This window comes from Pseudomonas caspiana (assembly GCF_040224095.2).
GTDB lineage: Bacteria > Pseudomonadota > Gammaproteobacteria > Pseudomonadales > Pseudomonadaceae > Aquipseudomonas > Aquipseudomonas caspiana.
Genome location: NZ_CP167995.1, coordinates 4,717,468 through 4,743,943, shown reverse-complemented (window position 1 = coordinate 4,743,943; position 26,476 = coordinate 4,717,468). Strand labels below are relative to the sequence as shown.

General features: G+C 58.5%; 21 protein-coding genes. 14 read left to right on the top strand and 7 right to left on the bottom strand.

Features of this window, described 5'->3' with window-relative positions; translation table 11 throughout:
• Positions 1 to 88 precede the first annotated feature (88 nt).
• The 4 genes from ABRP31_RS21485 to ABRP31_RS21470 are packed head-to-tail and all read left to right on the top strand — an operon-like array spanning position 89 to position 4,400.
• A complete protein-coding gene (locus ABRP31_RS21485) occupies positions 89 to 760 on the top strand; it encodes a methylamine utilization protein (protein WP_349969821.1) in 672 nt (223 codons plus the stop codon).
• A complete protein-coding gene (locus tag ABRP31_RS21480; RefSeq protein WP_349969822.1) occupies positions 757 to 3,108 on the top strand; it encodes an EAL domain-containing protein in 2,352 nt (783 codons plus the stop codon). Before ABRP31_RS21485 ends, ABRP31_RS21480 begins: the two co-directional genes overlap by 4 nt.
• Before the next feature lie 3 nt (positions 3,109 to 3,111).
• Positions 3,112 to 3,978, top strand: coding sequence for a DUF3034 family protein (locus ABRP31_RS21475; protein WP_349969823.1), 867 nt, complete (start codon positions 3,112 to 3,114; stop codon positions 3,976 to 3,978).
• A 2-nt stretch (positions 3,979 to 3,980) separates the two neighbouring features.
• Complete coding sequence (locus ABRP31_RS21470) at positions 3,981 to 4,400, top strand: group 1 truncated hemoglobin (RefSeq protein WP_372488972.1); 420 nt, start codon at positions 3,981 to 3,983, stop codon at positions 4,398 to 4,400.
• A gap of 62 nt (positions 4,401 to 4,462) precedes the next feature.
• Here the strand turns inward: ABRP31_RS21470 and ABRP31_RS21465 are convergent, their stop codons facing one another.
• Positions 4,463 to 5,455 (bottom strand): GntR family transcriptional regulator, encoded by a 993-nt coding sequence (locus ABRP31_RS21465; protein WP_349969825.1) that lies wholly within the window; start codon positions 5,453 to 5,455, stop codon positions 4,463 to 4,465.
• A gap of 352 nt (positions 5,456 to 5,807) precedes the next feature.
• On the opposite strand from ABRP31_RS21465, the gene ABRP31_RS21460 reads away from it, so the two are divergent.
• The 8 genes from ABRP31_RS21460 to ABRP31_RS21425 all read left to right on the top strand — a co-directional run bounded on the left by ABRP31_RS21460 (position 5,808) and on the right by ABRP31_RS21425 (position 13,657).
• Positions 5,808 to 7,181, top strand: a complete 1,374-nt coding sequence (locus tag ABRP31_RS21460) for an amidase (protein ID WP_349969875.1) — start codon at positions 5,808 to 5,810, stop codon at positions 7,179 to 7,181.
• 86 nt (positions 7,182 to 7,267) lie between these two features.
• On the top strand, positions 7,268 to 8,149 hold the full coding sequence (locus ABRP31_RS21455; RefSeq protein ID WP_349969827.1) for a polysaccharide deacetylase: 882 nt from the start codon (positions 7,268 to 7,270) through the stop codon (positions 8,147 to 8,149).
• Between the two features lie 27 nt (positions 8,150 to 8,176).
• Positions 8,177 to 9,517 carry an MFS transporter gene (locus ABRP31_RS21450; protein ID WP_087264673.1) on the top strand — a complete coding sequence of 447 codons (1,341 nt, stop codon included), beginning with the start codon at positions 8,177 to 8,179 and terminating at the stop codon, positions 9,515 to 9,517.
• 10 nt (positions 9,518 to 9,527) lie between these two features.
• A complete protein-coding gene (locus ABRP31_RS21445; protein ID WP_349969828.1) occupies positions 9,528 to 10,289 on the top strand; it encodes an SDR family NAD(P)-dependent oxidoreductase in 762 nt (253 codons plus the stop codon).
• A gap of 112 nt (positions 10,290 to 10,401) precedes the next feature.
• The gene (locus ABRP31_RS21440; RefSeq protein ID WP_349969830.1) at positions 10,402 to 11,151 is read left to right on the top strand and encodes an SDR family NAD(P)-dependent oxidoreductase; all 750 of its coding nucleotides are present in this window, start codon (positions 10,402 to 10,404) and stop codon (positions 11,149 to 11,151) included.
• A 21-nt stretch (positions 11,152 to 11,172) separates the two neighbouring features.
• The gene (locus ABRP31_RS21435) at positions 11,173 to 11,472 is read left to right on the top strand and encodes a hypothetical protein (protein ID WP_087264670.1); all 300 of its coding nucleotides are present in this window, start codon (positions 11,173 to 11,175) and stop codon (positions 11,470 to 11,472) included.
• The gene (locus ABRP31_RS21430; RefSeq protein ID WP_349969832.1) at positions 11,469 to 12,476 is read left to right on the top strand and encodes a GTP-binding protein; all 1,008 of its coding nucleotides are present in this window, start codon (positions 11,469 to 11,471) and stop codon (positions 12,474 to 12,476) included. The genes ABRP31_RS21435 and ABRP31_RS21430 overlap by 4 nt, the downstream gene beginning before the upstream one ends.
• Positions 12,473 to 13,657, top strand: coding sequence for a PotD/PotF family extracellular solute-binding protein (locus ABRP31_RS21425; protein ID WP_087264668.1), 1,185 nt, complete (start codon positions 12,473 to 12,475; stop codon positions 13,655 to 13,657). Before ABRP31_RS21430 ends, ABRP31_RS21425 begins: the two co-directional genes overlap by 4 nt.
• 194 nt (positions 13,658 to 13,851) lie before the next feature.
• Here ABRP31_RS21425 and ABRP31_RS21420 read toward each other — a convergent pair whose 3' ends face one another.
• From ABRP31_RS21420 to ABRP31_RS21410, 3 genes are all read right to left on the bottom strand, one after another.
• On the bottom strand, positions 13,852 to 16,266 hold the full coding sequence (locus tag ABRP31_RS21420) for a glucose/quinate/shikimate family membrane-bound PQQ-dependent dehydrogenase (protein WP_349969833.1): 2,415 nt from the start codon (positions 16,264 to 16,266) through the stop codon (positions 13,852 to 13,854).
• Between the two features lie 131 nt (positions 16,267 to 16,397).
• The gene (locus tag ABRP31_RS21415; protein WP_349969834.1) at positions 16,398 to 17,780 is read right to left on the bottom strand and encodes a carbohydrate porin; all 1,383 of its coding nucleotides are present in this window, start codon (positions 17,778 to 17,780) and stop codon (positions 16,398 to 16,400) included.
• A gap of 345 nt (positions 17,781 to 18,125) precedes the next feature.
• Positions 18,126 to 20,162 carry a TonB-dependent receptor gene (locus tag ABRP31_RS21410; protein WP_349969836.1) on the bottom strand — a complete coding sequence of 679 codons (2,037 nt, stop codon included), beginning with the start codon at positions 20,160 to 20,162 and terminating at the stop codon, positions 18,126 to 18,128.
• A gap of 254 nt (positions 20,163 to 20,416) precedes the next feature.
• Here ABRP31_RS21410 and ABRP31_RS21405 point away from each other — a divergent pair, with 254 nt between their 5' ends.
• Positions 20,417 to 20,644 (top strand): VF530 family DNA-binding protein, encoded by a 228-nt coding sequence (locus ABRP31_RS21405; RefSeq protein ID WP_087264664.1) that lies wholly within the window; start codon positions 20,417 to 20,419, stop codon positions 20,642 to 20,644.
• 38 nt (positions 20,645 to 20,682) lie between these two features.
• The gene (locus ABRP31_RS21400; RefSeq protein ID WP_349969837.1) at positions 20,683 to 21,336 is read left to right on the top strand and encodes a Pr6Pr family membrane protein; all 654 of its coding nucleotides are present in this window, start codon (positions 20,683 to 20,685) and stop codon (positions 21,334 to 21,336) included.
• Positions 21,337 to 21,524: 188 nt separating this feature from the next.
• Here ABRP31_RS21400 and ABRP31_RS21395 read toward each other — a convergent pair whose 3' ends face one another.
• The 3 genes from ABRP31_RS21395 to ABRP31_RS21385 form a co-directional block, all read right to left on the bottom strand.
• The gene (locus ABRP31_RS21395) at positions 21,525 to 22,295 is read right to left on the bottom strand and encodes a siderophore-interacting protein (protein WP_349969839.1); all 771 of its coding nucleotides are present in this window, start codon (positions 22,293 to 22,295) and stop codon (positions 21,525 to 21,527) included.
• Positions 22,292 to 22,879 carry a PadR family transcriptional regulator gene (locus tag ABRP31_RS21390; protein WP_087264661.1) on the bottom strand — a complete coding sequence of 196 codons (588 nt, stop codon included), beginning with the start codon at positions 22,877 to 22,879 and terminating at the stop codon, positions 22,292 to 22,294. Before ABRP31_RS21390 ends, ABRP31_RS21395 begins: the two co-directional genes overlap by 4 nt.
• A 197-nt stretch (positions 22,880 to 23,076) precedes the next feature.
• Positions 23,077 to 26,181: a transglycosylase domain-containing protein gene (locus tag ABRP31_RS21385; protein ID WP_349969840.1), complete on the bottom strand. Its 3,105-nt coding sequence runs from the start codon at positions 26,179 to 26,181 to the stop codon at positions 23,077 to 23,079.
• Positions 26,182 to 26,476 lie beyond the last annotated feature (295 nt).

The following is a 26,476-nucleotide window of genomic DNA, read 5'->3' as shown; positions in this document are numbered from 1 at the left end:
CCGTCTGACCGCAGCTACTCTGCGAGTGAGACCCTTCGTTGCCAAGGCTGGCGTTGTTTTATCCGGCTTTGCCGTTGTGGATTAGCTTATGAGCAAATTATTGTCGTTGATCGTTTTGACCGGTTGCTGGGCTTTGGGCGCGGCTTCAACTTCTGCTGCCACGCTGACCGCCCGGATTCTCGATCAACAAGGCAAGCCACTGAGCAATGCCGTGCTGACCCTGCAGGGGCCTCCCGGCAAGAGCATTGCGCTAAAGGCCGACATGGATCAGCGTGATCAGGAGTTCGTGCCGCGTGTATTGGCCGTGCACAGCAACACTGAAGTCAAATTCCCCAACAGCGACAACATTCGCCATCAGGTTTATTCCTTTTCTCCCGCCAAGCGTTTTGAACTGCGCTTGTACAGCGGTACTCCGTCCGATCCGCAATTGTTCGATAAACCAGGCGTCGTCGTACTGGGCTGTAACATCCATGACTGGATGGTCGGCTATATCTACGTCACAGACGAACCCTGGTTCGCAGTCAGCGACGCCAGCGGTGTAGTCAAGTTTGACGACATGCCCGCCGGGCATTATTCGGCAACCCTGTGGCACCCGAAGACCATCGATATGCAGCCTGCCAGCGGTGGCGAATTTGATGTTCCTGCTACGGGGCTGAGCAAGGACTTCAAGCTGGAGGTAGAGCCGAGTACTGACGAAAAGCCGGACGGCGCTGCCCCCAGCGCATTTGGTGATGCTTTCCATAAAGCTGCTCACCAATGAATCTGCGCACAAGTTTTCAGGCGCGAATTGCCTGCGTGCTTATCGCATTGCTGCTGGTTGTAGTGGTAGCGGTGTTTCTCGCTGTCAAAGCGGCAACCGGCGACGCTGTTCGCTCTCAGGCGCAGACCCAGCTGGAGGTGGGCACTCGCGTGTTCGCCGATGTCATGGACATGCGTGGCAAGCGTCTGCGTGACGGCGTGCAACTGGTCTCGGCTGATTTCGGCTTTCGCGATGCAGTCGCCAGTTCCGATGCTTCGACCATCCGTTCGGTGTTGCTCAATCACGGTAGCCGGATCAATGCCAGCGACATGTTCCTGCTGAGCATGGACGGTACAGTCGTAGCCAGTACGATCCCGCAAATCGTTGAGGGCACCAAATTCCCGTTTGACCAGACGTTGCGCGATGCTCGCCGCAAAAGTCAGTCCATGGTCATCGTCCCGGGTGGCGGCGTACCACATCTGCTAGTGGAAAGTACCGTTTTGGCGCCATTGCCCATCGGTCGAGTGGTCATGGGTTTCAGCATGGATGCCGAACTTGCCCAGTCCTTGCGCTCGCTCAGTGGTCTTGAGGTGTCATTCCTCACCGTCGAAAACGGTAAGCCCGGACACTTGATCAGCACGCAACCTGCAGAGCTGGAGGACAGCCTGGTAGCGCTGATGCTCAACCCGGCTGAAGGTCGGATGCACATGACCGAGCATGGTGGCCTGAGCTTCTTGAGCCAGACCATGGTGCTGGACAGCATTGACGGGAGTCAGGAGCAAGTATTCGCGCTACTGCAAAGCCCGATTGATAAAGCCATGCTGGCCTTCGCTCCGCTGGATGAAAAAATCTTCTGGATCTCGATTATTGCGTTGCTGGCTTCGCTGATCGGCACTTTGGGACTGGCGCGCAGTGTTTCCCAACCTGTTCAGGTACTGGCCGGAGCTGCCAGACGTATTGGTGAGGGCGATTATAAAACCCCCGTCACATTGGCTCGCAGTGACGAACTGGGTCAATTGGCTGTGGCCATCAACAACATGCAGCAAGGCATTGCTGTTCGCGAAGATCAATTGGCGCACAACGCTCTGCATGACCCACTGACCGGTTTGCCTAATCGGGCACTCGCGATGGAGCGCCTGAGTAGTTCCATCGCTGCGCAGCGTGCCATGACCTTGCTGTATTTGAGTATCGATAACTATCTGGAGATCAGTGACGCGTGCGGTTCTGCCGGTGTTGACCAGCTGCTGCAACAGATCGGCAAGCGCTTGCAGGGCACTTTGCAACCCGGTGACACCCTGGCGCGGCTGACAGCCAATGAATTTCTGGTGCTGTTGGACCATATCGGCAGTGACGGCGCGGTAGGTCGCGCCGACCAATTGCAGCGCCTTTTGGATCAGCCTCAGCATGTCGACAGCAACGACGTCACGCTGGAATGCAGTATCGGCATTGCCAGCTATCCCGCGCACGGCGATTGCGCTGTAGAACTCCTCAAACGCGCCGCCATCGCCCGTCAGGATGCTGCGAATCTGCCAGGCCGGTTGCAGGTCTATCAAGACGGTCGCGATCTCGCCCACCAGCGTCAGATCAGCCTGATTCGCGATCTGCGTCATGCTGCGAAAAAAGGCGAGCTGATGCTGCACTACCAGCCCAAGCTGGATATTCGGCAAGGCACTGTACGTCAGGCAGAAGCCCTGTTGCGCTGGACGCATCCGCAGTTCGGTAACGTTTCGCCAGCCGAATTCATCGTGCTGGCCGAGCGCACGGGCAGCATCCAGTTGCTGACCAACTGGGTGATTGAAGAGTCCATGCGTCAGTTGGCTGAATGGTCCAAACGCGGTCTGTACTTGCAGGTGTCGGTCAATATCTCTGCCGATGACTTGCTCGGTGAGCACCTGGTCGAACGTGTCATCAAACTCCTCAAGCTGCACAGCGTTCCTGCCGATCAGCTGATTTTCGAAATCACTGAAAGCGCGGTGATGCGTGAGCCTGAGCAGGCGCTGATCGTGCTCAATCGCCTGCGCGATCTGGGCATCAGCCTCTCGGTGGATGACTTCGGTACCGGTTACTCGTCGCTCGCGCACCTCAAGCGTCTGCCGGTGCAGGAATTGAAAATCGACCAATCGTTCGTGCGTAACCTGGATGAAACCAGTGAAGACGCAGTGATCGTGCGTTCCACCATTGAGATGAGCCATAACCTGGGTCTCAAGGTGGTCGCCGAGGGCGTTGAATACGAACACAGTCTCAAGTTACTGGAGCGTTGGCACTGCGACACGGCTCAGGGCTATCTGATCAGCCGACCGTTGCCTGCAGTCGCCTTCGAAGCCTGGATGGCCAAGTCCTTGTCTTCACCCAGTCTGATGGTTCATTAAGCTATGAATTACAAAAAAACTTCAGTTGTGCTGAGTTGTGTTCTAAGTGCCTTCATACCGTTTGCAGAGGCTGACAATGGTCGTTTGATCGCTACGGGAGGCGCTTCAAGCATCGAAGGCGCAGCGGGTGGCGGTATTACGCCGTGGGCCGTGCTCACCGGTTATGGCGAACAGGGCGAGTGGGGCACCAGCGTTTTCGCGACTCATGTAGACCTGCCGGATTACACGCTGGATGTGGCAGGCATGTCGGTCGCGTATGACAACCGCGTGGAGCTGTCCTACGCTCACCAGCGCTTTGATCTGGGGACGTTGCAGAAGGACCTCAGCCTGCCGGAAGACAACCTGACTCAAGATATCTTTGGCGTGAAGGTGCGCCTGTTCGGCGACCTGATTTACGACAGCCTGCCGCAGGTGTCGCTGGGCATCGAATACAAGAAGCAGAATGACTTCCTGATCCCCAGCCTTATTGGTGCCAAACGCGATTCGGATGTCGAGGGCTATCTGACCGCCAGTCGCCTCTTCATGGGCGCTGCATTCGGCTACAACCTGGTGGTCAATGGTGGCGTGCGCTACAGCCGCGCCAATGAAACCGGTCTGCTTGGCTTCGGCGGTGATCGTCGCGATACCCGTAGCGTGCTCAAGGAAGGTTCGGTCGCAGTACTGTTCAACCCGCGCTGGGCTGTCGGAGTTGAATACCGTGAAAAGCCGGACAACCTGTCGTTCGCCGGTGAGAGTGATTGGGCTGATTTGTTCGTGGGATATTTCCCTAACAAACACCTCTCCGTGGTACTGGCTTACGCGAAGCTGGGAGAAATCGCCACGCTGGAAAACCAGAACGGAGCTTATCTGTCCATTCAGGGGAGTTTCTGATCATGCGCTTGCTCAGCTTTTTTTTGATTGTGTTGTTAGCTGGCTGCGCTCAGCAACCGCCCAAGGATGACAGCCTTTATCAGGCGCTTGGACAGCGCGCCGGGATTCAGCGCATTGTCGAAGGCATGCTCATCATTGCGGTAAAAGACGAGCGCATCGGCGAGCGCTTCAAAAAAATCGATATCGTGCGCCTGCGCGACAAGCTGGTTGAGCAGCTGTGTGTCGAGGCTGGTGGACCGTGCAAATACACGGGCGACACCATGGCTGAAGCCCATAAGGGTCAGAACCTGACGCGCAGTGATTTCAATGCGCTGGTTGAGGACCTGATCGATGCCATGGACGCCGAAGGTATTTCGGTGCCAGACCAGAATCGTTTGATTGCCCGGCTGGCACCGATGCGCGGGGAAGTGATCGAGAAGTAGTGATGGCTTTAGCCGGGAAGGCGCCAGCCAGGCAGAATGGCTCTCCCGGCTGAAGCCGGATCTCAACTCAACCGCGTCAAATACCCGGGCACTTCCTGTTCCGGCAATACCGACAGCACTTTAAGGCGTTGCAGCATGCGCTGTCGCGCGCGTTGCAGATGTTCCTTGAGGTTAAGTGCTGCGGCGTCGAACGCGCCATGCAGCAGCAGTTCGATAATCAGGCGATGCTCGGCCAGCATCGCTTCGTCGGCACCGATGCCCAGGAGCCGGTAGAAGATCCGGCTGATAATCATCGGACTTTGCCCCTGGCGAATCAGCGTGGCGATCTTGCGATTTTGCAGGTCGGCCAGGCAATGCTGGTGCAGGTCCTCCTCTATGCGCTCGATATCTTCAAGGCTGCAGTGTTCGGCGTTTTGCGCCTGGACGACCCGCTCAAGCATCGCTTCCAGCGTTTCGCGACTCAGGCCCGGGGCTGTCTGGCGCAAGGCCTCGGGCTCCAGGCAGGCACGCAGCTCGTAGTCTTCAGTCACTTCGCGCGCCGTCAGCGGGCCGGCCAGCCATTGCGAGTAGGGTTCTTTTTCCACCAGCCCGCGATCACGCAAACGCATCAGCGCTTCACGCACCACGGCGCGGCTGACGCCGTAGTACTGCGCGGCGCTTTTTTCGTCCAGCCGGTAGTGTCCGAAGGCCATGCAGCTTGAAATCGCCGCGCTGATTTCATCGTAAATGCGCTCGCCCAACGGGCGGGTATCGACCAGCTCTTCACTGCTATCCAGGCCAAACTGTTTATGACTGAGGGTCAGGCGCAGTGGCTCAACCTCCGTGCCTTCCGGATTGACCAGATACCCGCGGCCATCAAATCGGCAGATCAGCCCCTCGTCATGCAGCAGGTTGAGCGCCTTGCGCACCGGCACTCGGCTGGTGCCGAAAAGGTCGGCAAGCGGTGCTTCAAGCAGCACCAGGCCGGTGCTCGCCGCTCCGCTGACAATGGCGTCGCGTAACACCTGCCGGATCGTGGCATAGCGTGAAGCCGTGCGCGAATCGTCTCCTGACATCGGTTTCCTGAGTTTCTCTAAATGATCGACGGCGGATTCTCGCACATAAGTCCGTTTGTCACCTCGGGCTACGTGCGATGCACATTCATGGGGCTCACTGTTACTAATATGCACCTAAACGTATCTTTTATAAAAAGTACATTTTTTGCGATGAAGATACGTTTTGCAAAAATGCTCACTCAAATATTCAGTCATCCACAGCATTGAAAGCGCTCTGGCGTAGTCGTTTGCGATGTTCTGGGACGTTCTGATCCTACCAACGCTGAAAAGCTGATTCAGCTTTGGCATGGATTCTGCCTTTATTAAATGTACATTTTATTAATTAGTACATTTTTATCGAGGCTGAATGCTGATGATCAAAAGCACTAGCCAAGGCAGGTCGACGGATGCCAGTGCAATGGCTGAGGAATTTGCATCGGGTCGCAATGATCCGGTGCAGGCACTCGAACTGGCCTTGCAACAGGCCCAGCGCACTGATCACGTATTTATCTCCCTGAGCGTCGAACGTGCTCGTCGTGAGGCCAAGGCCTCTGCGGCTCGTTGGCAGGCGGGGCAGCCTCTAAGCCCATTCGATGGAATACCCGTTGCCTGGAAAGACTTGTTTGATGTCGCTGGTACCGTCACCACCGCCGGTGCCGCTGTGCGTAACAACCTTGGGGCTGCGCTGCTGGATGCACCCACCACTGGCCTCCTGGCGCGGGCGGGCATGGTCAGTTTGGGGAAAACCAACCTCAGTGAGTTTGCTTACTCGGGGTTGGGCCTCAACCCGCATTTCGGCACGCCGATCAATCCGTGCAGCGATGATCAACCTCGCATTCCCGGTGGATCGTCTTCCGGTTCGGCGGTCGCCGTCGCTGCGGGCATTGTGCCTATCGCCATGGGGACCGACACCGCGGGCTCAATCCGCATTCCGGCCGCTTTCAATGGCCTGGTAGGGTTTCGCAGCACCACTCGACGTTACAGTCGGGAGGGTGTCTTTCCCTTGGCCCATACCCTGGACAGCGTCGGTCCGCTGACCCGCAGCGTACGTGACGTCATCGTTATTGATGATGTGCTGCGTGCCCGTAACAAGCCGACTTCGCAGATACCGCGCAGCTTGGTCGGGCAGCGCTTCTGGGTCGATGAGGTGGTTTTGCAGGACGAACGTGTCGAGCCTGCTGTGCGCAATAACCTTATGCAAGCGGTTGCGCGGTTGCATGAAGCCGGTGCGCTGGTCGAGATGCGGCCGTGCGCCGCCTTCCAGGCCACCTTGCAGCTGATTCAACAGCACGGCTGGCTGGGCGCTGCGGAGGCGTTCGCGTTGCACCAGAACCTGCTCGACAGCGATGCGGCCAGCCAGCTCGATCCCCGGGTGCGCATACGCCTTGAGACGGCCCGGCACATGCCCGCCAGCCAGCTACTCAAACTTTATAGCCGCCGTGAGCAATTACAGGAGCAAATCAGCCTGGAGCTCGACGGCGCCTTTCTGCTGACCCCGAGCGTGGCCCATGTGGCCCCGCCGCTGGCGCCTTTGCTGGCGGACGACGAGCTGTTTTTCCAGACCAATCTGGCCACCTTGCGCCTGACCATGCCCGGCAGCCTGCTGAACATGCCGGGCATTTCCTTGCCCAGCGGCCATGACGAACGTGGTTTGCCAACTGGGCTGTTGCTCAGCGTGCCCGCGGGGGAAGACGCGCGTCTGTTGCGCGCCGCGCTGGCCGTCGAAGAGGCAATGGACAAGACCTGAGTGATTTCGAACAGCAATCACTGAAACCCCGGCAACCAGCGCTGAATGCGTTAGCGCTGGTCTGATCAACAAGCAGGAGTAGCAAAATGGCTAAAGAGATCTTGTGTGCATTTGGCGTCGATGTTGATGCGGTAGCGGGCTGGTTGGGTTCCTACGGCGGTGAGGATTCTCCGGATGACATCTCCCGTGGCCTGTTCGCGGGTGAAGTGGGTGCGCCGCGTCTGCTTAAACTGTTCGAGCGTTACGGCTTGCGCACCACCTGGTTCATTCCCGGCCATTCCATGGAAACCTTCCCCGAGCAAATGAAGGCTGTGGTCGATGCCGGTCATGAAGTCGGTGTGCACGGTTACAGCCACGAAAACCCGATTGCCATGACGCCGGAGCAGGAAGAGATCGTCCTCGACAAGTCCATCGAGCTGATCACGCAAATGACTGGCAAACGTCCGACCGGTTACGTCGCACCCTGGTGGGAATTCAGCAACGTCACCAACGAATTGCTGCTCAAAAAAGGCATCAAGTACGACCACAGCCTGATGCACAACGATTTCCATCCGTACTACGTCCGGGTTGGCGACAAGTGGACCAGTATTGATTACAGCCAGCATCCCGACACCTGGATGAAACCCTTGGTGCGCGGTGAAGAAACCGATCTGGTGGAGATTCCGGCCAACTGGTACCTCGATGACCTGCCGCCCATGATGTTCATCAAGAAAGCTCCCAACAGCCATGGCTTCGTCAACCCCCGCCATCTGGAAGAAATGTGGCGCGACCAGTTCGACTGGGTCTATCGCGAACACGAGCACGCGGTGTTCACCATGACTATCCACCCGGACGTCTCCGGTCGCCCGCAGGTGCTGTTGATGCTGGAGCGTTTGATCGAACACATTCAGAGCCATGAGGGCGTCAAGTTCGTCACCTTCGACGAAATTGCCGACGACTTTGTCCGCCGTAACCCACGTAACCGCTGATTCATTGGCCTGTCCGAGGCGTCACTCATGTCTATTTACAACAAGCTTGACCTGACTGGCTGGAAACCCCAGCAATTGACTCCAGACGAAGTGCGATTCGCTACCTGGATCGCATTCTTCGCGTGGGTTTTTGCGGTGTACGACTTCATTCTGTTTGGCACGTTGTTGCCGGAAATCGGTCGGCATTTTGCCTGGAGCGAAGTCGAGCAAGCCGAGATTGCCACTTGGGTGGCAGTGGGAACCGCAGTGGTCGCCCTGGCCATCGGGCCGTTGGTAGATCGGCTGGGTCGACGCATGGGCATTATCTTCACCGTCAGCGGTTCGGCGATCTGTTCGGCGCTGACGGCGATTGGTGGTTCGTGGGGGAAATCGCCGTTGATTCTGATCCGTTCGCTGGGTGGCCTGGGGTATGCCGAAGAAACGGTCAACGCGACTTACCTGAGTGAAATCTACGCGGCCTCCGATGACCCGCGTCTGGCTAAACGTCGCGGCTTTATTTACAGCCTGGTGCAAGGTGGCTGGCCAGTCGGCGCATTGATTGCTGCGGGATTGACTGCGGTGCTGTTGCCAATCATCGGCTGGCAGGGCTGCTTCGTTTTTGCGGCGATCCCGGCCATCGTCATTGCGATTCTGGCGCGCAAACTCAAGGAGAGTCCGCAGTTCCAGATCCATCAGCGTATTACCCAACTGCGTAAAGCCGGTGATGTGAGCCAGGCTCAAGCCGTGGCGCTGACTTATGGCGTGGATTACGAAGAGCATCGCACTGCGGGTCTCGCCGCGGCGTTTCGTGGCACATCGCGCCGTGCAACTCTGGTGATTGGTGCGGCCATTCTGCTCAACTGGGCAGCGATTCAAGTGTTCAGCGTGCTCGGTACGTCAGTGATCGTCAGTGTGCATCACGTGTCCTTCGAGAACTCGCTGATCATTCTGGTGTTGTCTAACCTGGTGGGTTACTGCGGTTACCTGAGCCATGGCTGGATGGGCGACAAGATTGGTCGTCGCAACGTCATCGGTCTGGGCTGGATGCTCGGCGGGCTGTCCTTCGCCGCGATGCTCTACGGCCCGAGCAACATGCCTACGGTGATCGGCCTTTACAGCCTGGGTCTGTTTTTCCTGATCGGCCCTTACTCGGCGGCGTTGTTCTTCATCAGCGAAAGCTTCCCCACCAGCATCCGCGCTACTGGCGGCGCAATCATCCACGCCATGGGGCCTATCGGCGCGGTGATTGCCGGTTTCGGCGCTACTTCTGTCCTGAGCGCTGGTGGCGACTGGCAGACCTCCGCCTTGTACTTCGGCGCGCTGCCTTGCTTCCTCTCCGGTGCGCTGATGTTTGCCGCCCGACATGTCCGTCCGGAAACCGTGAAATAAGGAATTGCAGATGACTCGTAAAGTTGCAGTGATCACCGGTGCCGCCAGCGGCATCGGGCAAGCGCTGGCCGTCGCGTTCGCGCAAAAGGGCGTGGCAGTGATGGGCGGTTTTTATCCAGCTGATCCTCATGATCCTCAGGAAACGGTTCGCCTGGTGGAAGCAGTGGGTGGTGAGTGCCTGATGGTGGCGCTGGACGTCACCCGCACGCAGTCGGTGGATGCGCTGGCCGATCAGGCGTTCAAGGCCTTCGGCCGAATCGATTACGCCGTGGCCAACGCTGGCCTGCTGCGCCGTGCGCCTCTGTTGGAAATGACAGACGAGCTCTGGAACGAGATGCTCGATGTGGATCTGACCGGCGTGATGCGTACCTTCCGCGCCGCAGTCAGGCACATGAGCGAGGGCGGCGCGCTGGTGGCAATTTCCTCTATTGCCGGCGGGGTTTACGGCTGGCAGGACCATGCTCACTACGCCGCCGCCAAGGCCGGCGTGCCCGGGCTGTGCCGTTCATTGGCGGTAGAGTTGGCTGGCCGGGGTATTCGCTGCAATGCGGTGATTCCCGGCTTGATCGAGACGCCGCAATCCCTGGACAGCAAAAATTCCCTGGGCCCGGAAGGCCTCGCTCAGGCAGCCAAAGCGATCCCGCTTGGCCGTGTGGGGCGGGCCGATGAAGTCGCCTCACTGGTGCGTTTCCTGTGCAGCGACGAGGCCAGTTACCTGACCGGACAAAGCATCGTGATCGACGGAGGGCTGACGGTGCGTTGGCCTGAGTAATTCGCCAGTCCGAATCGCGGAATCAAACACGAAAAACGATCTGAACTGGAAATGCTTTTCTGTAGGAGCGCCACTCCGGGCCCTCCTACAGCACTGAACAGGAAATCCGCGTATGCAACAACTGATCAACAAACGCGCCGTCATTACGGGCGCAGGCAGCGGAATTGGTGCTGCCATCGCCCGCGCCTATGCAGTCGAAGGGGCACAATTGCTGTTGGGCGATCGCGATCCGATGAGCCTGACGAAAGTCGCTCAGGAGTGCCGTCAATTGGGCGCGCAGGTGCACGAGTGCGTCGCCGACGTCGGCAGTGTCGAAGGCGCGCGGGCCAGTATCGACGCCTGCGTCGAGCACTTCGGTGGCATCGACATTCTGGTCAATAACGCAGGCATGCTCACCCAGGCGCGCTGTGTCGATTTGAGCATCGAGATGTGGAACGACATGTTGCGTGTAGACCTGACCAGTGTCTTCGTGGCGAGTCAGCGGGCACTGCCGCACATGCTGGCCCAAGGGTGGGGGCGCATCATCAACGTTGCTTCGCAACTGGGTATCAAGGGCGGCGCCGAGCTCACTCACTACGCTGCGGCCAAAGCCGGGGTGATCGGCTTTACCAAGTCGCTGGCGCTGGAAGTGGCCAAGGACAACGTGCTGGTCAACGCCATCGCGCCTGGCCCGATTGAAACGCCATTGGTGTCGGGGATCAGCAGCGCCTGGAAAATCGCCAAGGCTGCCGAGTTGCCCCTGGGACGTTTCGGTCTGGCCGAAGAAGTCGCGCCAGTAGCGGTGCTTCTGGCCAGTGAGCCAGGCGGCAATCTGTTTGTCGGCCAGACGCTCGGGCCGAATTCTGGCGATGTGATGCCCTAGTGAGCGAATGAGGATCACCTGATGTGTGGATTGTGCGGCCTGCTGGGCGAAGACGTGCACTGGAGCGACCCGCTGGGCGGTGAATTGCCCCGGCGGCGTGAACGCCTGCGGCGTATCGCGGCGATCAACAGAGTGGTGGCGCCGTTTCGCCTCAAGGTTGAAGACTTTCAGGGCTCGTCCTACCTGTTGCTTGGTGCCACCGGCAAGCAGGAGCTGGCGTCAGGCCTCGATCAGCTATTGGAGAAAGCCGAACTGCTGATCGGTCGACAGCTGGACCCGCTTGACCCCCTCGTGCTGGATCATTTGCAGAGGTCATCATGAGCATCGCGTTGAACGTTATTACCGGCTTCCTCGGCAGCGGCAAGACCACCTTGCTCAAGCGACTGTTGCAGGACGAAAACCTCGGTGATACAGCGTTGCTGATCAATGAATTCGGCGACGTGGGTATCGATCATCTGCTGGTTGAGGAAGTCGCGCCCGACACCGTATTGCTGCCCAGTGGCTGTGTCTGTTGCTCCATTCGCGGCGAACTGAAGGACGCGTTGATGGGCCTGCTTGCCCGGCGCGCCAAGGGCGAGATCCCGCCGTTTCGCCGCGTGATTCTGGAAACCACTGGCCTGGCGAACCCGGCGCCGATCCTCGCGACCCTGAGCAACGATCCGCAACTGCGCGGGCGTTTTCATGTGGGGCTGATTGTGACCCTGGTAGATGCCTGTCACGCCACCCTGCAGGAGCGTTTGCACCCGGAGTGGCTGGCGCAAGTGGCGGCGGCGGATCGTTTGTTGCTGAGCAAGACTGATCTGGTGGATGAGCCTTCGCTGACTGAGTTGCGAGCACATCTGCAGGCACTGAACTTCTCTGCGCTCATGATGGATACCGCGCAGGTTCACAGCGGCGATCAGTTATTGCTGGGCGAAGGATTGCTCGATGCAGAGCCAGCCCAGGAGGTGGCACGCTGGAAGTTGCATCGCGTGCAATCCACCGCGTCAAAGCATGGTGATGCGCAAGTGTGCTGCTTGAGGTTCGAGCAGCCACTGGATTGGGTCGGTTTCGGGGTATGGCTGTCGATGATGTTACGATGCCACGGTGAACGAATCCTTCGAGTCAAAGGACTGCTCAACGTGAATGCCAGCCAGGCCCCTATCGTGATTCATGGTGTGCAGCATTGCCTGCATGCACCCGTGCACCTGTCGGCCTGGCCAGGGGACGATCACAGCTCGCGGCTGGTGTTTATCCTGCGCGGCCTCGACCCTGAGCTGTTGCGCCGTTCGTTTGATGTCTTTGCCCGCTGCTTCGCTCCGGCCATCAGCGAGACCGCAGCATGACCATCACGCTTCGCGTCCTGGGTACATCGGTCACGTTGCTTGAATCAATCCGCGAGCGTGCCGAGCAGGAACTGGGTATCTGCCTGGAGTATCAGGTGCACGACGTGCAGACCGCGCAACGCATTGCGGTGATGCAGCCCGACAGTTATGACCTTTACGATCAGTGGTTCCACAACGTCGACTTTGTGTGGCCAGCGCGTGCCATCCAGCCCATCGATACCCGGCGCATCGCTCTCTGGCATGAGATCAATGACTTGCCCAAGCGCGGCCGCTTGCGGCCCTCGGACCGGCTTGGCAGTGGCAGCGTCCCCAGCGAGCGTCTGTTCGTGCAGCATGATGGCACGCTGGGAAGTACGGTCAGCGAGCGCATCAGTATGCTGCCGCTAACACACAATGCCGATAGCTTTGCCTATCGCCCGGAGCGCGTGCCCGTCGGTCTGGACAGTGATCATGAGAGCTGGGGCTGGCTACTTGATCCAGCCTGGGGGGGACGTATCGCCCTGCAAAGCGATGCGGCCATTGGTGCGCTGGATGCAGCACTGGCGTTGCAGGGCGCAGGCCTGGCGCAGTTCAAAGACATCGGCAACATGAGCATCGAGGAAATCGACGTACTTGCCGATGTCTTGGTGCGCAAACAGCAGGAAGGGCATTTCGGCGCGTTCTGGTCCGATGATGAAGAGGCCGCAGAGTTGATGCTCAGCCCGACCATCGATATCCAAAGCCTCTGGTCGCCCACCCTGGTGCGGCTGCATCGAGCTGGCGTGAAGTACCGCGTTGCGGTGCCCCGTGAAGGCTATCGCGGCTGGTTCGGCGGTTTGTCGCTGTCGCGCCATGCCAAAGGTCCGGTACTCGATGCTGCCTACGCGTACCTCAACTGGTGGCTGTCCGGCTGGCCGGGTGCAGTCATGGCACGCCAGGGTTATTACATCGGTAACCCGGCACGCAGCCGCGATCACCTGAGTGCGGCGGAATGGGATTACTGGTACGAGGGCCTGCCTGCCCGTGAGCAACTGCTCGGCAGCGACGGCCTGCCGCTGATTGACGCCGGAGAAGTACGTGATGGCGGCTCCTATGAACAGCGCATGGGCCATATTGCGGTGTGGAATTCGGTGATGGATGAGCACAATTATCTGGTCAGGCGCTGGAGCGATATCCTGCGGGCAGGGCGAAAAACGCGGTAGAGACAGGCAGTAACTCACCATTCAAGCCAGGGTGCAGGAGCCGAGCTTGCTCGCGAAGCGCGATAGCGCGGTCAACCTGCCACGACCTCTGTGGGAATTAAGCCGGGCAACAATTTCAGGCAGGGTAAAAAAAATCGTCCACAAAAAAGGCGGCCATCTTTCGATGGCCGCCTTTTTATCGCGTTAGCAAAACATCAATCCGGCAGTTTGAACGCCATCACGTAGTCGCCTTGCTTGGTACCCAGCGAGCCATGACCGCCGGCCACGACGAGCACGTATTGCTTGCCGTCCTTGCCGGTGTAGGTCATCGGTGTGGTTTGCGCGCCTGCTGGCAGACGACCTTCCCACAGTTGCTTGCCGTTACGAACGTCGTAAGCACGCAGGTATTGATCAAGCGTACCGCTGAGGAAGGCGACGCCACCGGCGGTGGTGAACGTACCGCCCAGGCTTGGAACGCCCATGCTCAACGGGATCGGAACCGGCGAGCTGTCACGCACGGTGCCGTTTTTGTGTTTCCAGATGGTTTGATGATTGGTCAGATCCACGGCAGCCACATAACCCCACGCAGGTGCCTGGCAAGGCAGACCCATTGGCGATAGCAACGCTTCGAGAATCACGCCGTATGGCGCGCCTTTGTTCGGCTGTACGCCTTCGGTTTCGCTTTTACGACCAGGCCCGCCTTCCACTTCTGCGGCTGGCACCAGTTTGGAGCGGAACGCCATGTAGCTCGGGTTGACGAAGGCGATCTGACGCACCGGGTCAACCGAAATGCCGCCCCAGTCGAATACGCCGAAGTTACCTGGATAAACGATCGAACCTTGCAGCGATGGCGGAGTGAACGGGCCTTCGTAGCGCAGGGATTTGAAGTCGATCCGGCACAGCGCCTGGTCGAACGGCGTTACGCCCCACATGTCGCGTTCTTTCAACGGCGGCGGCATGAAGTTCAGGTCGGACTTGGGTTGGGTTGGCGAGGTACGGTCGCCCGCCACTGCGCCGCCTGGAACCGGTATCTCATTGATCGGGATGATCGGCTGACCATTGCTGCGGTCCAGCACGTAGATGCTGCCCTGCTTGGTCGATACCAATACCGCAGGCTTGATGCCGTCGGCTGTTTTCATGTCCATGAGGGTCGGCTGACCGCCCACGTCCATGTCCCACAGGTCATGGTGAGTCAGCTGCATGTTCCAGCGGACTTTGCCGGTAGCGATGTCCAGGGCGACGATGCTGGCGCTGTATTTCTCCGACTCGTCAGTACGGTCACCGCCCCACTGATCTGGAGTCTGGTTACCCATCGGCAAGTAGAGCATGCCGAGTTTCTCGTCGACGGCGAACATCGACCACATGTTAGGCGAGTTACGTGTATAGGACTTGCCTTCAGCAAGCGGAGTCGTATCGTCCGGGTTGCCGCTGTCCCAGTTCCACACCAGACGACCGGTGTGGACGTCGAATGCACGGATCACGCCGGAAGGCTCGTCGGTGGAAACGTTGTCGGTCACGTGACCGCCAATTACCACCAGGTCCTTGGTCACTGCCGGTGGCGACGTGGAGTAGTAACCGCCCGCCGCGAAAGTACCGATGTTGGCGCTCAGGTCGATGGCGCCTTTGTTGCCGAAGTCTTCACAGACCTTGCCCGTGTCGGCGTTCAGCGCGATCAGGCGGGTGTCAGCAGTCGGCAGGAAGATGCGACGCGGGCAAACATTGCTCCCAGTGGAAGCGACGGCCGGTGTTGCCGGGCTCTGCGCTGGCGCTGCGGCATAGGCAGCGTCATCGTGGTACGACACGCCACGGCAGGTCATGTGTGCCCAGCCTTTGAAGTTGGCCGCATTCTGAGTGCTGATCTTCGGATCGTAGCGCCAGATTTCCTTGCCGGTGTCCGGATCAAGAGCAATCACCTGGCTATGCGGCGTACAGACGTAAAGCATGCCGTTGACTTTGAGCGGCGTGTTCTCGGCCGTGGTTTCGCCCGGATCGTTCGGGCCTGGAATGTCGCCAGTGCGATAAGTCCAGGCGGGTACCAGTTTGTTGGCGTTATCCGGAGTGATTTGCGCCAGTGGCGAGTAACGGTCACCGAAAGCGGTGCGGCCGTAAGACTGCCAGTCGCCGTCAGGCATGGCGGGCGCGGCGCTTGTCGTGCCCGCAGTGTCGCGGTCCAGTTGCCCTTTGAGTTCACCAGGGTTGGTGAACTGGCTGGCCAATGCAGTGAGACCTGCCAGCACTACCGCAACGGTCAGTGCGCCGGTGCCTTTACCGCCTGGCTGACCACGCAGTACCGGACGACGGAACCATGGCAGCAGCATCACGATGCCCAAGGCAAACCACAGTGCCAGACGCGGCACCAGTTGCCACCAGTCCAGACCCACTTCCCACAATGCCCAGACGGTGCTGGCGAACAGGATTGCTGCGTACAGGCCGAAAGCCGCACGGCGTCCAGTGATGAGCAGAATGCCCGTCACCGCGAAGCCAATGCCGGCCAGCAGGTAATACAACGACCCGCCCAGTTGCAGCAGTTTGACGCCCAGGCCCAGCAGGACCAGGCCCATCAGCAGTATCACCAGCCCGAGCAACGTCGGTAACAGGCGATTTTTACTCAAAGCACCGTCAGTGCTCATAGTGTGAATCTCCAAGGACAGATTTAAGTGATGAAGCTTTGTTATTCGCGCAGGATTCGCTGAAGAATTCTCTGCAATACTTTGAAACTAGTTGTTGATACGAACTAATGACAGCAGAAATCAGCCGTCGGTCAGAACGACGACTGAATTTTTAGGCCGGCCACCAGCGCATCGTCCACTTTGTCGACCCCACCGGGATGGCGCACGAACTGCAGATTCGGGCGCACCGTCAGCCAGTTGGTCAGGTGCACGCCGTAATACAGCTCGGCGTTGTATTCGGTGTCCTGCAGGGGTGTGAAAGCCGGATCGTTGTAGTCGTAAACGGCGGCTGCCTGATTAAGGGCGGCGGCGTTCTTGCGGTAGGCCGGGTTGACGTGGATGCGCGAGACAGCAAGGCCGATGTCGTCTTTGGGGCGGGCATCAAACGGGCCTTTGTAGAACGCACCGAGCGCTACGTAGTTGTCGACCATGTTGGTCTTCTTGTCGTGCATCGTGCCGTTGGCGAATACGCTCAAGCCGCGGCTTGGGTCGTTGTCGCGACGGGTGACCTGCTGCAGCAGGTTCAACCACATGCCGTGTTTGCTCGATGCACTGCGATAGGTACCGTCAGTAAGCGCTGCCGACTGGCCATTGCTGCTCTTGTAAACGTCCTGGCTGTCGGCGGTGCTGTAGTAATAGCCTGCGCGATATTCACCCGGCAGACCATCGACCTTGGGCGACCAGACCAGCTCGACGGGCAAGACCGCCCCTTGGGTGCCGCTGCCGCTGAGTTTGAAGCCGTTGTCGTTTTCCAGATTCGAAGGGTTTTGCTCGAATGCGCCGACCTGGGCGAAAAATTCCGGGGTGATCTGGTATTTGATGCGCATTGCCCACTGGCTGATCGGCCAGTTGTACACCGTACCGCCATCCCAGTTACCCACTTGGGAACCGCACAGTGAAAGGTTCTGGAAGTCGCAGGGGAAGCTGCCAAAATCCTCGCCCTGATTGAATCGGCCGAGCTTCACGCTCAAGGCCTGATCAAGGAATTTTTGCTGATACCACAGCTGCGTCAGTCGCGTAACGCTGCCACGGCCCCAGACTTCCTGTGAGGAAGACAGCGTTCCCGTGCGCGGGTCACTGACACGGTCGTTGCTGATGTTGTCGCCGTTGCGATTATTCACCGTCAACTGGAACTCGGCATCCTGCCAGCCGAGGATCTTCTGCAGATCGAGATGGGCGCCGAGGGCGTATTGATCGCTGTAGCGCACAGCGTTGTCGTGGCTGTAACCGCCATGCAGGTTGGAACCCATCTCGGCGGTGTAATCGAATTTGAAGTCGTAGCCCTGTTGTGACAGTTCGGTACGCTTGCCGGCCCAGTCGCCCAGCATCCATGGCGAGCTACTGTCGAATGCGGGAGCGGCCTGTGCGCAACTGGCCAGACCTGCGACGGCAAGTCCACAGAGCCTTGCGGCAAAGTTAAGGCGTGAAGGGCAGGGCAGGGCAAAAGCCAAAAAACGTCTCGGGTCGGCAGACATAGGTATCGTTCTTTTGAGTTATTCAGGAAAGGCGTGCGGCGCTATGCCGCGGTTCTGCACTGCGAAAGCAGTTGCAAAATCGGTTCAGCTGGCGGGGTGTAATGATAGGGGGCTAACGAGTTAGTAAACAGCAACAAAACTGACATGGATCATTGCGGGGATTGCAACAGTGCGGCAAAGGCTACGCCGGGACGATAGCACCTGAGGTCCACGGCTCGAGTTGTCCAACTGCAACGATGTCCTGTGGAGTGAGCTTGCTCGCGATTCGATTTTCTTTTGACAAGTCATCGTCTGATCTGACGCTATCGCGAGCAAGCCCCGCTCCAACAGGAGGGCGCGGATTTATCAGAACGTCGTCCGCAACCCCACTTCTACACTGCGCCCCGGCGCCGGGGCTATGTCGCGCAGGATTGAACTGGCGTAGCGCACTGTCTGGTTAGTCAGGTTCTCGCCGTTGACAAAGGCCAGCCACTGGCTGCCGCCCAGATTGAATTTGTACCCGGCGCTGGCGCCGAGCGTTGTGTAGCCATCCGTGCCGGTTTCATTATCTGGAACCCTACGCTGTGAGCTGGCGTGTTCCACATCTATCCGCGCTTGCCACTTGTCCAGCTCCCACAGCAGGCCACTGTTCAAGCGCAACGGAGCAATACGCGGCAAGGCTTCTCCTGTGTCCAGGTTTTTCGCACGTGTGTAGTCACCGGAAAGCTCCAGCGCCAGGCTGCCGTACTGGTTTTCTCCCAGCTTCCAGTGGTCCTGTGCTTCAACGCCGCTGAACCTCGCACGAACGCCTGAGTAGTTGTATTCAGGGATCCCGTCTGCGTCCTCTTCGCCGTCGTCATTCAGCGTCCGACCTGTGCTCAATAGGCCGATGTAATTGGAGAAGTGGCTGTAGAACACGCCAACGCTGCCCTTGTGGGTGCCATTGTCAAAACGTAAGGCCAGATCGCTGGACACGGCTTTTTCTTTGGACAGCCCTGCATCGCCGCGTTCGTATGTGCCAGTGGCAACGTGCGCGCCGTTGGCGTAGAGCTCGTAGAAGGTCGGTGCGCGCTCGGTATAACCCAGAGTTGCGGCCAGCGACCAGACGGGCGTCAGGGTGTAGACCGCGCCGGATGACAGACTGCCAGCGGTGAAACTGCTGGAGTTGTCGGTGCTGGCGAAGCGCTCGTTACCTTTGGCGTCCGGGTCGACAGTGGTGTGCTCGATGCGACCGCCCAGACTCAGCTTGAGGCGCTCGGTCGCTTGCAGTTCTTCGAGGATGAACAGCGCGCCCGCGTCAGTATCGGTCTGCGGCACGAATGCTTCGTCGCCCAGCGCAGAGAACTCGCCACGGGTCACTTGCGCGCCGATCACGCCTTCAAGTGGGCCGATGGGTTGATGACGCGCTTCGACGCGGGCTTCGTAACCTTTGTTCCTGAACGTAGTGCCGACTTCGCCGCCTTCAATTTCACGGTGTTCATATTCGGTGTACCCGGCGTCCAGTTTTACCGAGCTGAACGGGCCCGACAAATTACGGATTTCCGAGGCAAAAGCGTAGTGCTCCTGCTCCATGCGAATGCGCACATCTTCTTCTGCCGGCGAGCCGTAATTGGAGTCGTAGTTGCTGTAGGACACACCCGCGTAGCCATCGTCCCATGTGTAAGAACCGCCCACCGCGCCGCCATCCTGACGGCCGTCGCTGTTGTTCAGTCGATGTTTCTTGTCGTTGCCTTCTTCGGCAGCACGTTGCTCGCTGGTACGGGCATAGCCCGGGATGCGCAGGTCGTTGAACTCTCGAGCATTGGCGTCGATGTGCAAAGCGAACTGACCATTACCGGCTTCCAGCTTGCCCGCGCTGCTGCGAGTTGTGTCCGCACCGCCATAACGCAGTTCACCGGCACCGTGAATGCCCTCAATGGCCTCAGTCGGAATGCGATTGTCGAACGTGTTCACTACGCCGCCGATGGCGCTGCCGCCATACAACAGTGCCGCCGGCCCCCGCACGACTTCAATTCGCTCGACGTTCACCGGGTCCAGCGGGACGGCGTGATCGTAGGACAGCGACGAGGCGTCCAGCGCACCGACACCATTGCGCAGGATGCGAATCCGGTCGCCGTCCAGCCCACGAATAATCGGTCGACTGGCGCCGGGCCCAAACCAGGAAGACGAAACCCCCGGCTGTTTGTTGAGTGTTTCACCCAGGCTGCCTTTTTGTTGGAGCGTCAGATTATCGCCCTCCAGCACCGTTGCCGGAGATGCCAACTGGTCACTGCCCAACGGGTTGGCGGTAATGACTTGCGGCTCTAGGTCCACGATGTTGGCCGCGTGCGCAGTTGAGGCAAGCAGCATGGCAGCCGCCATTGGCGTGAGGCGCCAGAGCAAGTATTTGGAGGGACTAGACATGCGAAGTTCCTTGGCAGACGAGCGCATTCTGAGGCGCCCGGTGAAGCGTTGAGATGGTAAGTTGTTGTTACAATATAACATCTCTTTGTCGGCTGAAAAGGGAACTTTTCGGACACGTCCTACACTTGAAGTGGGCGCTAGCTGACTGCCGAGCCAAACTCTTCGCACGCTAAGCTCTTCCCGCTGTCTGAAGGCTCGGCTAAGGTGCGCAGCTTCCGGGAAGTGCCCCTATCCATTCAGCTTGAAGGTTTCGCATGACTACACCTCACTCCAACCCTTTGCACGGCGTAACGCTGGAACAAATTCTCAACGCATTGGTTGAGCACTACGAGTGGTCGGGTCTGGCTGAACGCATTGATATTCGCTGCTTCAAGAGCGATCCAAGCATCAAGTCCAGCCTGACGTTTCTGCGCAAGACGCCTTGGGCCAGGGAAAAGGTCGAGGCGTTGTACGTGAAGTTGCACCGCAGCAAAGGCTGGTAATTTCGCCTGGTTCGAAGACTGGGCTTCAAGGAAAAACGATGTACTTCCAACACCTGAAAAGTGCGCAAGGACAGCGCTGTTACACGATGATTGCCGCCTGCCTCGGGTGGTCAGGACTGGCCATTCAGCTTTACCTTGTTTTCATTGCTCGCTGGACCGATGACGCGAGCCTGATTGGTGGGCTGGTGCGGTTTTTCAGCTTTTTCACCGTGTGGAGCAACACCTTGGTGGCGGTGGTCCTGACCTGTGCGCTGAGTGCCAGAACCTCGGCCGCGCATCGATTCTTCCGGCACCCGGTAGTGTGCAGTGGTATCGCGGCAAGCATTGTTTTGGTCGGGCTCGCTTATAACGTATTGCTGCGCCATCTGTGGCACCCGGAAGGTTGGCAATTTGTGGCTGACGAGTTGCTGCACGACGTCATGCCGTTGGTGTTCCTGCTGTACTGGTGGCTGTACGTGCCCAAGGGGATGTTGCGGATCGAGCACGTGCTTCTGTGGATTCTTTACCCGGTGATCTACTTTTCTTACGTACTTCTACGCGGCAGCTCGATCGGCGATTACATGTATCCGTTTATCAACGTTGGCAACATCGGCTATGTGCAGGCGTTCACCAATGCGGGTGGAGTGCTGATCGGGTTTATCGTGATTGCGCTGGTGTTGCTTGGGGTGGACAGATTCAGCGCTAGACGCTGAGCCTGTCGAGCTGGCCGGGTTTCCATTGCACCGCACCGTTTCACGGCAAACACAGGACTTGTAGGAGCTGCCGAAGGCTGCGGTCGCGGTTTATCAGCAGAATTGCTTCGCAGCCTTCGGCAGCTCCTACAGAAAAAAGCATTCCAAATCAGCTAGCTGTAGTTGGTTCGATGAGAGCTACAGGTCCATCAGCCCTCATCACTCCCATCCAGCCGCCAGTACCCTGCAGCCTTCACAAACTCTTCTTCCAGTCCGAACTCACCGAGCAGTACGCGGCGCAGTTTGCGCGATAGCAGTGATTCGGTTGCGATCCAGGCGTACAGCTTGCCTTCTGGCATTTCCAGGCGGCGGGTGACGTCCACCAGATCCTGTTCGCCCCGGACGATCCAGATCACGTCGACCTGGGCCTGGCTGTCGAAAACCTGCTGTTCACCTGAGTCCGCAACTTCGACCACGACCAGCGCGCTGCGGTTGGCAGGCAATGCTTCAAGGCGTCGGGCAATCGCGGGTAGGGCGGTTTCATCGCCGATCAGCAGATAGCTATCGAAGATATCCGGCACGATCATCGAACCTCGTGGCCCCGCGATATTCAGGAACTGTCCCGGTTGAGCCTGCGCTGCCCAGGTCGCCGCAGGGCCTTCGCCGTGCAGCACAAAATCGATGTCCAGTTCGCCACTGTGGGCATCGTAGCGGCGCGGGGTGTAATCACGCATGACCGGTTTTGGCCCATCGCTCGGCGAGCCCGGAATGAAATTATCCAGCGCGGCCTGTTCTTCAGGCGTGGTGGCGAAAATCAGCTTCACGTGGTCATCGGTACCCAGGCTGATGAAACCGGCCAGATCCGGGCCGTGCAGGGTGATTCGACGCATTTTAGGTGTTACGTCTACCACTCGCAGCACTTCAAGTTTGCGGCGTTTGATCTCATGGCTGACGCGATGAATGGATTGCTGTGAATTCATACCGGCTTCTCCGAATGGATGTGGGGGCCATCAACAATGGCTTTGGCGGTGTTATTGAGCAGGTCGCGAACCCGGATGATTTCTGCCGGGCTCCAGCGACCGTGATGCAGTTGCAAGGCATGGCGCAGGTTGTGCACGGCTTCATGGATTTCTGCGGGACGGTCATGACCGCGCAACGAACGCTTGCTGACGTCGATGCGCATCTTCACGCCATCGAGCGCGACTTTCTGCTCTGCCAATGAGGCTCGACCGGCGTCGGTGACGGCGTAGTGTTTTTTGCCGCCTTGGGCATCGCCTTCGATCAGCTCGCTTTCTTCAAGGAAGGTCAGGGTCGGGTAGATCACGCCGGGGCTTGGGCTATAGGCGCCGTCGAACATGCCTTCGATCTGGCGGATCAGGTCGTAGCCATGACAAGGCTGTTCGGCAATCAACGCCAGCAGCAGCAATTTCAGATCGCCCGGCGCGAATACGCGAGGCCCGCGTCCACCGCGTTCCCGGCCAGGCCGTTTTTCAAAACCATCTCGCCCATCGCCATGCTCGCGATGAGACGGACGGTGGTCATTGTCGTGAGGGTCATCACGCATGTCTTCATCTCCTGGTACACGTTAGATATACCTTAAGATATATCTTAAGGATTGCGCAAGGAATAAAGATGAACGGTTCTCGTTTGCGTCCTTGAGAGAATTTATTGAATGGTTGTAGGAACTCACGAGCAACGCGAGGCAGCGATTGCGGTTTGCCCGACACACCGCAATCGCTGCCTCGCGTTGCTCGTGAGTTCTTACAGTGGCGTGGTCGGCTTACAGAGCGTATGGCCGCCGGGCTCCAGATACGGATTCAGGATTGGCGCCATGCCCTTGAGCACTTGCACGGGCAACGCCGAGGTGAACCGGAAGCCCTCGGCCGCCCGGCCCGGCACGAACGCGGTCAGGGTGCCGTAGTGGTTGTCACCCAGATAGAACACGAACGTGGCCGTCCGGTTGATCGCGCGTGAACTGAGAATACGTCCGCCAGAACCGATGCTCTCAATGCGGTTATCGCCTGTCCCTGTTTTGCCACCCATAGCCAGGATTGAGCCGTCCTGCAATTTGAAGCTGCCGGACACGCGTTTGGCAGTGCCGCTGTCGACCACTTGCGACAATGCCTCGCGCATTGCTGCGGCAACTGCCGAAGGCAAGACACGCTGGCCCAGCTCCGGGTTATTGGCCAACCGGGTTTCGTAAGGCGTGTCGGCAGCAAAATGCAGGCTGTCGATGCGCAGGGTCGGCAAGCGAATACCATCGTTCTGGATGATGCCAATCAGTTCAGCCAGCGCAGCGGGGCGGTCGCCGGAGCTGCCGATCGCAGTGGCCAGTGACGGCACCAGATGGTCAAACGGATAACCGACACGCTGCCAGCGCTGATGAATATCGAGGAATGCCTCAACCTCCATCATGGTGCGAATGCGGCTGTCACGAGCGCTCTTGTGCCGACTCTTGAAAAGCCAGCCGTACACTTCCTGGCGCTCATAACGGCTGGCGGCAACGGCATCCTTGAATTGCGCATCCGGGTGTTGCAGCAAGTAACCCACCAGCCATAGGTCCAGGGGGTGAGCCTTGGCGATGTAGCCCTGATCCGGCAGGTTGTATTTGCCCGGGCCGTAGCTTTCATACAAATCAGCCAGACGCTTCTCGCTCAGCTTCGGCCCCACCTTCTCTTCGGCCAGGTGCGCGCGGATGAAGGTGTTGAAGTTAGCCTGACTGGCACCCGGCAGCAGGTAACGGTGCACAGCGGCAAGCCTTATCGCCGTCGGATTGATACCGTCCAGAAACGTATCGAGCCGCTCCTGAGTGGTCTTATCCTTGTAGCGCTTCCAGAAACGCAGCAGGAACACCGAACCTTCACGATCAGCAAAACGACTCAGGTATTCCTGACGGCGTGGATCGTCATCATCCTTGAGCAACTCGGCGCTGTTGTTCGGTCCTTGATAGGTGCTATAGCGCACGATGTCGCGCATCAGCCGGATGAACGGCAGGTTGATCGACTCGCGCAATGATTCGCGCAAAGTCGGCAAGCGGTTGTTGTCTTCTTTGCGGAAATTGTTGAAGTGATGCATGCCGCCACCGGTGAAGAAGCTTTCTGCCGGGCTGGCCGAGTAGCGTCGGTCCAGGGCTGCTGAAAGCATTTTCGCCAGGTCGCGATCCTTGTTCTGGATCAGATAATCCAGCGCCCAGCGCGTTAGACGATCCTGGTCCGCTACCGGCTCCTTGTTCAGCGCGCTGACACTTTGTGCGGCATACCGGTCATGCAGTTCGGCAATGATTTCCAGGTAGGTCGTCATTACCCGCATTTTTGCGGTGGAGCCGAGTTCCAGCTTGCTGCCTTCGTTGATGTCGAAAGGCTGATCGGTGCTGTCCGTCTGCACCCTTACCCTTGATCCATCCGGGCCCCGTTCGAACAGCGTAAAGCTGTAACGCACCTGGGTTGTACTGGCGGGGGTCAACAAGCGCTCGCCCAGCAGCCCGACTTGTGCAGCAAAGGCCGGGTCCGCGAGATCTTTCAGGTACTGACTGACATTGTTTTGCAGTTCGCTTTGCAAGGTGCTGGTGGCCGAAAGATCAAGGCGGTCCAGATCGTACAGCGGACGATTGAGCAGCCCCGATAACCGACTGCGGGCAACGCTGATACCTTTATTAGTCTCGATGGGCTGAATAGTCGGTTGTTCAACCCAGTTGCGATAGTTCAGGTCGGCCTTGAGTGCAGCGTTGGCCAGAGCGCTATCGATCACCTGATTTTGTGCCAACAGACGAATGTGGCTGTCCGTCAACTCCGCCAGCTCGGTACGACCTTTCGCCAGATAGTGCGAAGGCCGACGTTGAGCGATAACCAGCGATAACACTTCACGCAATGCCAGACCGCGCGCCGCGAGACTTTGCGGGTCGCTGGCGTTGGAGGCTAGTACTTGATTGGTCTTTACGAAGTCAGCCCCGTACCAGACCCGTAGCCCCTCCGCCATGCCATGTACTTCGCCATGCCCCGGTACTGCCGACAGCGGTACGCTATTCAGGTAATCGCGCACTACTCGTTGACGAGCCTCAAGGGTTTGCTGGCCCGGCTGATACGCGCGCACGCTGGCGGAAATCATTTGCCGAATTTTTTCCGAACCCGACAGCGTCAGCCCGTCGGGGGAGTGCCGATACTTTTCCAACTGCGTAGCCAGCGTACTGCCGCCCGCTGATTGCCCCGGCAAACCGATCAGCTTCGAGACTTGAGAAATCGCTGCCTTGGCAAAACGGGGCCAGTCCACCGCCGGGTTGGCCATAGGTTGTTGTGGGTCGAGCAAATCCCGGTTTTCGATAAACAGCAGGCTGTGTACCAGTAACGGCGGGATGGCAGCAAAGCTTGGGTAGAACTGCTGCGGGTAACGGAATTGATAGAGGTCGACGCCGCGGCAATCAGTGATCGACAGCCCTGCCTGAATCTTCTCTTCATAAGGGACGAAGAAGCCACGTCTGGCGTAGGCCAACAAATCGGGGGAAAAGCGGACCTGTTCGGTGATCAGATAGTCGCGCTTGAGCAGGCGCGGCAGAAACTCGTTCAGTGATGAGTAACCCAGTCGCTTGTCGAAGGGGCCTTCACCAGGGTAAAGCATCGAATCACTCGGGCCCGGATGCATCGAGTAGCTCAAGTTTGCTGCAAAGCGATTGAACTCCAGCGCCTGCAAGCGCGAGCTGCGTGACTCGATGACCATCGCAACAGCCAGCGCCGCAATCCCCATCAGCAGCAAAACCCAAAACACGCGCCACACGTAACTTTTGCGGCGAGGGGCTTTCGGCATGGGAGCGCGGTCGCTACGGTCCGCTGTAATCACCGTCTGTTTCGCATCAGCATGCCGTAAAACGCCCATTTTCGATTGGCCCGGTTAAACCTGTTAATCGCACCTGACTCAAGCTTAGTCGCTGACCGGGATTGCGGGAAAAATTGTCTAGGGCTGTAGGGCGCTTCCTGAGCAGCGGCAGGCTGCTTACCAATCCCTGGCGTGCTCAGGCCGCAGGTCCATCAGCGGCTCGTAAGGTTTATCGGCCGGGGCCGGGATTTTTTAAATGCTTGCGCTTATAAAAGTCTCGAGCTGAATGACAGCGCTCTTCTTCGTTTCCCTGCAACTTTACGGTGTAAGCGAAGAGTAAGTGAGTAGGAAAATA

Coding starts and splice junctions, on each gene's coding strand:
- ABRP31_RS21480 (WP_349969822.1), top strand. CDS start 757: ATGAATCTGCGCACAAGTTTTCAGGCGCGAATTGCCTGCGTGCTTATC.
- ABRP31_RS21460 (WP_349969875.1), top strand. CDS start 5,808: ATGATCAAAAGCACTAGCCAAGGCAGGTCGACGGATGCCAGTGCAATG.
- ABRP31_RS21470 (WP_372488972.1), top strand. CDS start 3,981: ATGCGCTTGCTCAGCTTTTTTTTGATTGTGTTGTTAGCTGGCTGCGCT.
- ABRP31_RS21465 (WP_349969825.1), bottom strand. CDS start 5,455: ATGTCAGGAGACGATTCGCGCACGGCTTCACGCTATGCCACGATCCGG.
- ABRP31_RS21410 (WP_349969836.1), bottom strand. CDS start 20,162: ATGTCTAGTCCCTCCAAATACTTGCTCTGGCGCCTCACGCCAATGGCG.
- ABRP31_RS21405 (WP_087264664.1), top strand. CDS start 20,417: ATGACTACACCTCACTCCAACCCTTTGCACGGCGTAACGCTGGAACAA.
- ABRP31_RS21395 (WP_349969839.1), bottom strand. CDS start 22,295: ATGAATTCACAGCAATCCATTCATCGCGTCAGCCATGAGATCAAACGC.
- ABRP31_RS21435 (WP_087264670.1), top strand. CDS start 11,173: ATGTGTGGATTGTGCGGCCTGCTGGGCGAAGACGTGCACTGGAGCGAC.
- ABRP31_RS21425 (WP_087264668.1), top strand. CDS start 12,473: ATGACCATCACGCTTCGCGTCCTGGGTACATCGGTCACGTTGCTTGAA.
- ABRP31_RS21390 (WP_087264661.1), bottom strand. CDS start 22,879: ATGCGTGATGACCCTCACGACAATGACCACCGTCCGTCTCATCGCGAG.
- ABRP31_RS21420 (WP_349969833.1), bottom strand. CDS start 16,266: ATGAGCACTGACGGTGCTTTGAGTAAAAATCGCCTGTTACCGACGTTG.
- ABRP31_RS21415 (WP_349969834.1), bottom strand. CDS start 17,780: ATGTCTGCCGACCCGAGACGTTTTTTGGCTTTTGCCCTGCCCTGCCCT.
- ABRP31_RS21455 (WP_349969827.1), top strand. CDS start 7,268: ATGGCTAAAGAGATCTTGTGTGCATTTGGCGTCGATGTTGATGCGGTA.
- ABRP31_RS21445 (WP_349969828.1), top strand. CDS start 9,528: ATGACTCGTAAAGTTGCAGTGATCACCGGTGCCGCCAGCGGCATCGGG.
- ABRP31_RS21450 (WP_087264673.1), top strand. CDS start 8,177: ATGTCTATTTACAACAAGCTTGACCTGACTGGCTGGAAACCCCAGCAA.
- ABRP31_RS21475 (WP_349969823.1), top strand. CDS start 3,112: ATGAATTACAAAAAAACTTCAGTTGTGCTGAGTTGTGTTCTAAGTGCC.
- ABRP31_RS21440 (WP_349969830.1), top strand. CDS start 10,402: ATGCAACAACTGATCAACAAACGCGCCGTCATTACGGGCGCAGGCAGC.
- ABRP31_RS21400 (WP_349969837.1), top strand. CDS start 20,683: ATGTACTTCCAACACCTGAAAAGTGCGCAAGGACAGCGCTGTTACACG.
- ABRP31_RS21385 (WP_349969840.1), bottom strand. CDS start 26,181: ATGGGCGTTTTACGGCATGCTGATGCGAAACAGACGGTGATTACAGCG.
- ABRP31_RS21485 (WP_349969821.1), top strand. CDS start 89: ATGAGCAAATTATTGTCGTTGATCGTTTTGACCGGTTGCTGGGCTTTG.
- ABRP31_RS21430 (WP_349969832.1), top strand. CDS start 11,469: ATGAGCATCGCGTTGAACGTTATTACCGGCTTCCTCGGCAGCGGCAAG.